The organism is Microbacterium sp. ZW T2_14 (assembly GCF_044987405.1).
In the GTDB taxonomy this organism is placed as follows: domain Bacteria; phylum Actinomycetota; class Actinomycetes; order Actinomycetales; family Microbacteriaceae; genus Microbacterium.
Genome location: NZ_JBJDRK010000100.1, coordinates 1 through 7576, shown reverse-complemented (window position 1 = coordinate 7576; position 7576 = coordinate 1). Strand labels below are relative to the sequence as shown.

At 70.4% G+C, this 7576-nt stretch carries 5 protein-coding genes and 1 pseudogene; 2 read left to right on the top strand and 4 right to left on the bottom strand.

Annotated elements, in window-relative coordinates:
- Positions 1-858: pseudogene (locus ACI3KY_RS19755) on the top strand (ECF transporter S component); the annotation flags it as partial.
- 26 nt (positions 859-884) lie between these two features.
- The gene (locus ACI3KY_RS19750; protein WP_404931831.1) at positions 885-1319 is read left to right on the top strand and encodes a hypothetical protein; all 435 of its coding nucleotides are present in this window, start codon (positions 885-887) and stop codon (positions 1317-1319) included.
- Between the two features lie 53 nt (positions 1320-1372).
- On the opposite strand, the gene ACI3KY_RS19745 is transcribed toward ACI3KY_RS19750, so the two are convergent.
- The 4 genes from ACI3KY_RS19745 to ACI3KY_RS19730 all read right to left on the bottom strand — a co-directional run bounded on the left by ACI3KY_RS19745 (position 1373) and on the right by ACI3KY_RS19730 (position 7485).
- Positions 1373-5128 (bottom strand): homocysteine S-methyltransferase family protein, encoded by a 3756-nt coding sequence (locus ACI3KY_RS19745; RefSeq protein ID WP_404931830.1) that lies wholly within the window; start codon positions 5126-5128, stop codon positions 1373-1375.
- An 89-nt stretch (positions 5129-5217) separates the two neighbouring features.
- Positions 5218-6015, bottom strand: coding sequence for an LLM class F420-dependent oxidoreductase (locus ACI3KY_RS19740; protein ID WP_404931828.1), 798 nt, complete (start codon positions 6013-6015; stop codon positions 5218-5220).
- 126 nt (positions 6016-6141) lie between these two features.
- On the bottom strand, positions 6142-7095 hold the full coding sequence (locus ACI3KY_RS19735) for a permease prefix domain 1-containing protein (RefSeq protein ID WP_404931827.1): 954 nt from the start codon (positions 7093-7095) through the stop codon (positions 6142-6144).
- Between the two features lie 45 nt (positions 7096-7140).
- A complete protein-coding gene (locus ACI3KY_RS19730) occupies positions 7141-7485 on the bottom strand; it encodes a PadR family transcriptional regulator (protein ID WP_404931826.1) in 345 nt (114 codons plus the stop codon).
- Positions 7486-7576 lie beyond the last annotated feature (91 nt).

Here is a 7576-nt window from a genome sequence, read left to right as displayed (position 1 = left end):
GCCTCCGTCCCCCGCTCCCCCTCCGTCCCGCGCTCCCCCTCCGTCGGCCGTCGGCGCCGTGACCGGCCACGGGTGGCGTTCGCCGCCCTCGTCGCCGCCAATCTCGTCGCGCTGGCGGCGTTCTGCTGGCCGCTCGTCGCGACCGCGGTGCCGGCGCAGGCCTATGCGGCCGTGCCGATCGCCGCGCTCGCGCTGATCCCCCTCGCCGCGCTGGTCGTGGTGGCGACGCTCGACGGCACGGTGCGCTCCGCCCACATGCTCGCCCTGCTCGGCACACTCGCCGCGATCGGGGCGGCGGTGCGCATCGCCGGCACCGGCGTGGGTGGGGTCGAGGCGGTGTTCATCCTGCTGATCCTCGCCGGCCGCGCGTACGGGGCGCGCTTCGGCATGCTGCTCGGCCTGGCGACCATCGCCTTGTCGACCGTGATCACCGGCACGTTCGGGCCGTGGACGCCGTTCCAGATGTTCGCCTGCGCGTGGGTGGGCGGCGTTGCGGGCCTGCTGCCCCGCCGGCTCCCTCGCGCCGCCGAGATCGCCATGCTCTGCGCCTACGGCATCGTCGCCTCGTACACCTTCGGGCTGCTCATGAACCTGTGGTTCTGGCCCTTCGCCGTCGGGTACGGCACCGGCATCTCGTACGACGGCGCCGCACCGCTGGACGTCAACCTCTCGAGCTTCCTCCTGTACTCGCTGGTCACCTCGACGCTCAGCTGGGACACCCTCCGCGCCATCACGACCGTCGTCGGCCTCATCGTGGTCGGCCGGCCGATCCTCGCCGCCCTGCGCCGCGCGAAGCCGCTGAACTCCGTGCGTCCTGCCCTGCCGGTGGCGCGACAGCGGGTCGAGGCCCTACGGTGACGGAAGAGTCGAGGCGGAAGGGCACCATGACATCGACCACCGCTGCGAGCAGTCCGCCCGCCGTCATGCCCCTGATCGGGCATTACTTTCCCGAGATCCTGTCCCTGGCGCGGCGCGGCCTGGTGTGGGCCGTGCTGTACGGCGCATTCGCGCGCGCCTCGCGCGGCGGCTGCCTGCCGGCGAGTGAATCGGTCGAGCCCGTCTGCTACAACGCGACCCTCGGCCCCTCGCCGCTCACGTGGTTCCTGATGGCTCTCGTCTTCGTGGTCGCTCTCGGCTCCGCCGCGAAGGCCACCCGCACCGCGGTCATCAACCGCACACTCCGCATCGCGGCGACAGCCCTGTGGGCCGTGCCGCTCCTGGCTGCCCTGCTCGCCCTGGCGTCGTTCCTCACGGCGTCGCCCGACACCCTGACCCATGGCTCGCTGGGCAGCGTGTCGGTCGAGATCACGTCGGAGTGATGACCGAGCGATGACGGATGCCGCGGGCCGCGGCATCCGCTCTCCCTCACGTCTCAGACCGAGAAGTACTTCGCCTCGGGGTGGTGGAAGACGAAGGCGTCGGTCGACTGCTCGGGGTGCAGCTGCAGCTCCTCGCTGAGCTCGACGCCCATGCGCTCGGGGCGCAGCAGCTCGACGACCTTGCGGCGGTCCTCCATATCGGGGCACGCGGGGTAGCCCAGTGAGAAGCGGGCGCCGCGGTACTCGAGCTTGAACAGGCCCGCCGTCTCGGTGGGATCCTCGTCGCCGAAGCCGAGCTCGGAGCGGATGCGCGCGTGCCAGAACTCGGCGAGCGCCTCGGTCAGCTGCATCACGAGCCCATTGAGCTCGTAGTAGTCGCGGTACTTGTCCGCGGCGAACAGCTTCGCGGTGACCGAGTCGATGTGCGCACCCGCCGTCACAAGCTGCACCGGGAGAACATCCACGGCGCCAGACTCCCGCGAGCGGACGAAGTCGGCGAGGCACAGGTGGCGGTCGCGGCGCTGGCGCGGGAAGTGGAAGCGCAGGCGCTCGGTGCCGAGCTCCCCGCCACGCCCGGACCCTGCGGAGGGCCCATCGATGCTGCCGCCGTCGGGCGCCAAGAGACCCGCCGATCCCAGCACGCCCGTCGGGTCGTCGCCGTGGTGCAGTACGACGACGTCGTTGCCCTCCGAGACGACCGGGAAGTAGCCGTACGCGACCGACGCGTCGAGCATGCCCTCGCCGAGGATGCGGTCGAGCCAGTAGCGCAGCCGCGGCCGCCCCTCGGTGTCGACGAGCTGCTCGTACGACGCCCCGTCCTCGCCGCGGCCGGGCTTCAGGCCCCACTGCCCCATGAACGTCGCGCGCTCGTCGAGGAAGGCGGCGTAGTCGTGCAGCGCGATGCCGCGGACGATCCGCGTGCCCCAGAACGGCGGCGCGGGGACGGGATTGTCGGATGCCACGTCCGAGCGCGTCGGCATCGCCTCCGGTTCGGTGAGCGTGAGCTTCGATCCCGCCGCATGGCGGCGCTTCTTCAACGCCGGGAGTCCGACGGAGGCGGGGTCGGCGCCCCGCGCGATCTTCACGAGCGGCTCCATGAGCGCGAGGCCCTCGAAGGCGTCGCGGGCGTACCGGACTTCGCCGTCGAACAGCGAGGCGAGGTCGTCCTCGACGTAGGCGCGCGTGAGCGCCGCACCGCCGAGGATCACCGGCCACTTCGTGCCGAGCCCGCGGGAGCGGAGCTCCTCGAGGTTCTCCTTCATCACGACCGTGGACTTCACGAGCAGGCCCGACATGCCGATGACGTCGGCGTTGTGCTCCTCGGCGGCCGCGATGATGTCGGCGATCGGCTGCTTGATACCGAGGTTCACGACGTCGTACCCGTTGTTGGTGAGGATGATGTCGACGAGGTTCTTGCCGATGTCGTGCACGTCGCCGCGCACCGTGGCGAGCACGATGCGGCCCTTGCCCGAGGCATCCGACTTCTCCATGTGCGGTTCGAGCAGCGCGACCGCGGTCTTCATCACCTCGGCGGACTGCAGCACGAACGGCAGCTGCATCTCGCCCGCGCCGAACCGCTCACCCACGATCTTCATGCCCTCGAGCAGGTGGTCGTTGATGATCTGCAGCGGCGCCAGCCCGCCCTCGCGCGCCAGGTCGAGGTCGGCTTCGAGTCCCTTGCCCTCGCCGTCGATGATGCGGCGCTCGAGCCGCTCGCCCACCGGCAGTTCGGCGAGCTCGGCGGCTCGCTGATTGCGCAGCGCGGCGGTGTCGACGCCGGCGAAGAGGTCCAGCATCCGTGCCAGCGGGTCGTACGTGACGTTGCCGTCCGCGTCGTACTCGCGGCGGTCCCACACCAGGTCGAGCGCGACCTTGCGCTGCTCGTCGGAGATCGAGGCGAGCGGCACGATCTTCGCCGCGTCGATGATGCCCGAGGTCAGCCCGGCCTCGGCCGCCTCGTGCAGGAACGCCGAGTTCAGCACGCTGCGCGCGGCGGGGTTGAGGCCGAATGACACGTTCGAGACGCCGAGGGTCGTGTTGATGCCCGGGTACTTCGCGGTGATCTGCCGGATCGCCTCGATCGTCTCGATGGCGTCGCGGCGCGTCTCCTCCTGGCCGGTCGCGATCGGGAACGTCAGGCAGTCGACGATGATGTCGCTGACCCGCAGGCCCCACTCACCGACGAGTTCGTCGATGAGCCGCGTGGCGATCTGCACCTTGCCCTCGGTGGTGCGGGCCTGACCGTGCTCGTCGATCGTCAGCGCCACGACGGCGGTGCCGTGCTCCTTCACGAGCGGCATGATGCGACCGAAGCGCGAGGTCGGACCGTCGCCGTCCTCGTAGTTCACGGAATTGACGACCGGGCGCCCGCCGATGAGCTCGAGCCCTGCCGCGATGACCGCCGGCTCGGTCGAGTCGATGACGAGGGGGAGCGTCGAGGCGCTCGCCAGGCGCGACACCACCTCGCGCATGTCGGCGGCGCCGTCGCGGCCGACGTAGTCGGTGCAGACGTCGAGCAGGTGCGCGCCCACGCGGATCTGATCGCGGGCGATCTCGACGCAGTCGTCCCATCGCTCCTCCAGCATCGCCTCGCGGAACGCCTTCGAGCCGTTCGCGTTGGTGCGCTCACCGATGGCGAGGTACGAGGCATCCTGCTGGAACGAGACGTGCTGGTACAGCGACGCGACGCCGGGGTCCTCGGTCGTTGAGCGAGCGAGGGACGAGCGAGACGAAACGCTCTGAGCGCCTGCGGGAGGCGCGGCCGGCTTCGTCTCGGTCGCCGGCGCTCCCTCGCCCAACGACCGGGCGGGGACGGCTCGCAAGGGCGCCAGGCGCTCGACGACCGCGGCGAGGTGCTCGGGCGTCGTGCCGCAGCATCCGCCGACGAGGCCGAGTCCGAACTCGCGCACGAACTGCTCGTGCGCCGTCGCGAGCTCGGCCGGGGACAGCGGGTAGTGCGCGCCGTTCGCCCCGAGCACGGGAAGACCCGCGTTCGGCATGCACGCAACCGGCACGGTGGCGTGCTTGGACAGGTGCCGCAGGTGCTCGCTCATCTCGGTGGGGCCGGTGGCGCAGTTGAGGCCGATCGCGTCGACGCCGAGCGGCTCGATCGCCGTGAGCGCGGCGCCGATCTCGGATCCCATGAGCATGGTGCCGGTGGTCTCGACCGTCACCTCGACGAAGATCGGCAGACGGATGCCGCGGCTCACGATCGCCTGACGGCAGCCGTTGATGGCGGCCTTGGTCTGCAGCAGGTCCTGCGAGGTCTCGACCAGGAAGGCGTCGGCGCCGCCGTCGATGAGTCCCTCGGCCTGCAGCGCGAACGTCTGCTTGAGGTTGTCGTAGGTCGTGTGGCCGAGGCTCGGCAGCTTCGTGCCCGGGCCCATCGAGCCGAGCACCCAGCGCACGCGTCCGTCGGCGGCCTCGGCCGCCTCTGCCCGCTCCCGCGCGATGCGCGCCCCCGCGGCAGCCAGCTCGGCGATGCGGTCTTCGATGCCGTAGTCGCCGAGGTTCGACCAGTTCGCGCCGAACGTGTTCGTCTCGACCGCGTCGACGCCGACCTCGAGGTAGGCGTCGTGGATCGCGGCGACGACGTCCGGCCGCGAGACGTTGAGGATCTCGTTGCAGCCCTCGAGCCCCTGGAAGTCCCCGTCGATCGACAGGTCGTACCGCTGCAGCATGGTGCCCATCGCGCCGTCGGCGATCACGACCCGCTCGCGCACGCCGTCCAGCAGCTGCTGCGAGCGCTCCGGACGCGGCACGCCGTCGATGTCGAGGGCGAAGCGGGGAACGGGAGGGGCAGCGGTCACCCCGCGATTTTAGTCGCGGGTGCGCCCCGCCGCCCGGTTCGTGACGCCCCGCGCGGCCGCAGGCGCGGGACGCGGCATCCGTCCCCCGCTCAGGCGTTCTTCGAGTCGCGCCAGCGCAGCCACGAGCGGATCAGGTCGTAGTCCCAGTCGGGGCCCTGGAAGCCGAGCGTGAACAGTCGCACGCCGGCGTCGTACAGCTCGTCGGCGAAGCCCTCGCCGCGCTGGTGCAGCTCGTTGGAGATCACGAGGTTGGAGGTGTCGCGCTGCTCGCGCTCGGACCACTTCTCGATGACGTCGAGCTTGTGCGGCAGCTGGTCGGGGCGCACGAAGCTGTGCCAGATGTCGGCGTGCCGGGCGACGAGGCGCAGCGTCTTCTGCTCGCCCTGACCGCCGATCATGACCGGGATCTCGCGCGTGGGAGCCGGGTTGAGCTTCTGCCAGCGGGCCTCGATGCGCTCGAGCCCGGCGGCGAGGTCGTCGAGCCGCGAGCCGGCGGTGCCGAAATCGTAGCCGTACTCCTCGTAGTCGCGGGCGAACCAGCCGGAGCCCGTCGCGAAGATGAAGCGGCCGACGCCGTCCTTCGCCGAGATGTGGTCGACGGTGCGGGCCATGTCGGCCTGCAGGTCGGGGTTGCGGTAGCTGTTGCAGTTGACCAGCGCACCGAACTCGACGCGCTCGGTCTGCTCCGCCCAGGCGGCGAGCATGGTCCACGACTCGAAGTGCAGGCCGTCGGGGTCGCCCGACAGCGGGAAGAAGTGGTCCCAGTTGAAGAGGATGTCGACGCCCATCTCCTCGAGACGCAGGACGGCGTCGCGGAACGCGGAGTACGGGGCGTGCTGGGGCTGCAGCTGCACGCCGAGGCGCACAGGAGTGTCGAGGAGAGGCATGGCAAAAAGACTATGGCCGCTGCGAGGGGGCGATCCTCGTTCGAGGAGGATTGCCGAGATGAGGACGCGCAGCGGCTCGCGCGTCCTCATCTCGGCCCAGTTCCTCAGTTGAGGAACGCGAGCGGGTCAGCCTCGGCCGGCCCGCCTCGCCTTCATCGCGGCATCCACCGTGTCCCAGATCGCGATGCCGGCGATGACGAAGCCGAACACCACGTTGACGATCACACCGACCTTCGCGCCGTCGTCGGCGATGATCGTCGGGAAGAACTCGGGGTTGGTCAGCCGTCCCTCGAACAGCAGCCACAGCGCCGGCACGGCGACGACAAGATTCAGGATGCCGTTGGCCACGGCCAGCGCGGGGGTCCAGCGCCCGACCGCGTAGACGACGATCGCGAGCACCGCTTCCAGTGCCATCAGGAAGAACAGCCCGATGATCCACCAGGGCCATAGGCCCGGATCGAGGAAGGGCAGCCCCGGCTGCGTCGGCGCGAGCCCGACGAAGTGGTCCCACAGCACGACACCGGCCATGATCGCGAGGAACGCGAGCGAGGTGACCATGTCGCCGAGTCCGGCGCCGCGCTGGCGCGGCTCGGGCAGCTGATCGGGCGTCCACCGTCCGCTCGTCATCGTCTCGTGCCCGGTGCGCTCCAGCACCACGAACACGAGGGTGGTCCAGAAGGCGATGTGCACGACCACCGTGATGAGCAGCGGCACCACGGCGCCGACGATCTCGCCGAACGTCGCCCCCTCGAGCACCATGGCGAGCGAGACGCCGAACGCGGCGCACACCGGCACGATCCACAGCAGCAGCTTCAGCAGCCGCCACCAGTCGAGGAAGTACCGCGGGCCGACGAGCCACAGCGGCCGGTCGGTGTACTGGGCGGCGAGCTTGTCGGGGTCGCCGAGGTCGGTCAGGACGGCGCGTTCGGCGGATGCCTGGTCCTCGCCCTCCACGAGGCGGGCCTCGATCTGGTCGTCGATCGAGCCGCGCAGCTCGGCGGCGAGGTCCTCACGCTGCGCCTCGGGCACGGTGCGCATCGCGGCGTCGACGTAACGGTCGGTGAGCGTCGCGGTTGTCATGTCGGTTCTCCTCAAGTGCTGGTGGTGGATGAGCGCTGACGGCGGTCAGTGCTGAGTGTCGGGGGTCGGTAGGTCGTCGATCGCCGCGGCGATCGCGCGGAAGTCGTCGGTGAGCGATGCCGCGAGCCGAGAGCCCGCGGCGCTCGTGCGGTAGAACTTGCGGGGCCGCGACTCGTCGGTGTTCCACTCGCTGGTGAGGAACCCCTGCTTCTCGAGGCGCCGCAAGAGCGGGTAGAGCGTGTTCGCGTCGGTGGCGAAGCCGCGCTGCCCCAGTTCTTCGAGCAGCCCGTACCCGTACCCCTGGTTCACGAGCAGTCGCAGGCACGCGAGCACGACGGTGCCGCGACGCAGCTCCTGCAGGTGCGTCTCGAGGATCTCGGTTTCGCTCATGTCTCACACCATACTGTGTGTCACACACCATCGTCAACCACACATCATCGGATCGCTCCCCTCCCGGGTCCCGCGCCCCGCGCTCTCGCGT

Bases quoted from the DNA above. Each gene is read 5' to 3' on its own strand.
- ACI3KY_RS19740 (WP_404931828.1), bottom strand. From the start codon at position 6,015: ATGCCTCTCCTCGACACTCCTGTGCGCCTCGGCGTGCAGCTGCAGCCC.
- ACI3KY_RS19735 (WP_404931827.1), bottom strand. From the start codon at position 7,095: ATGACAACCGCGACGCTCACCGACCGTTACGTCGACGCCGCGATGCGC.
- ACI3KY_RS19730 (WP_404931826.1), bottom strand. From the start codon at position 7,485: ATGAGCGAAACCGAGATCCTCGAGACGCACCTGCAGGAGCTGCGTCGC.
- ACI3KY_RS19750 (WP_404931831.1), top strand. From the start codon at position 885: ATGACATCGACCACCGCTGCGAGCAGTCCGCCCGCCGTCATGCCCCTG.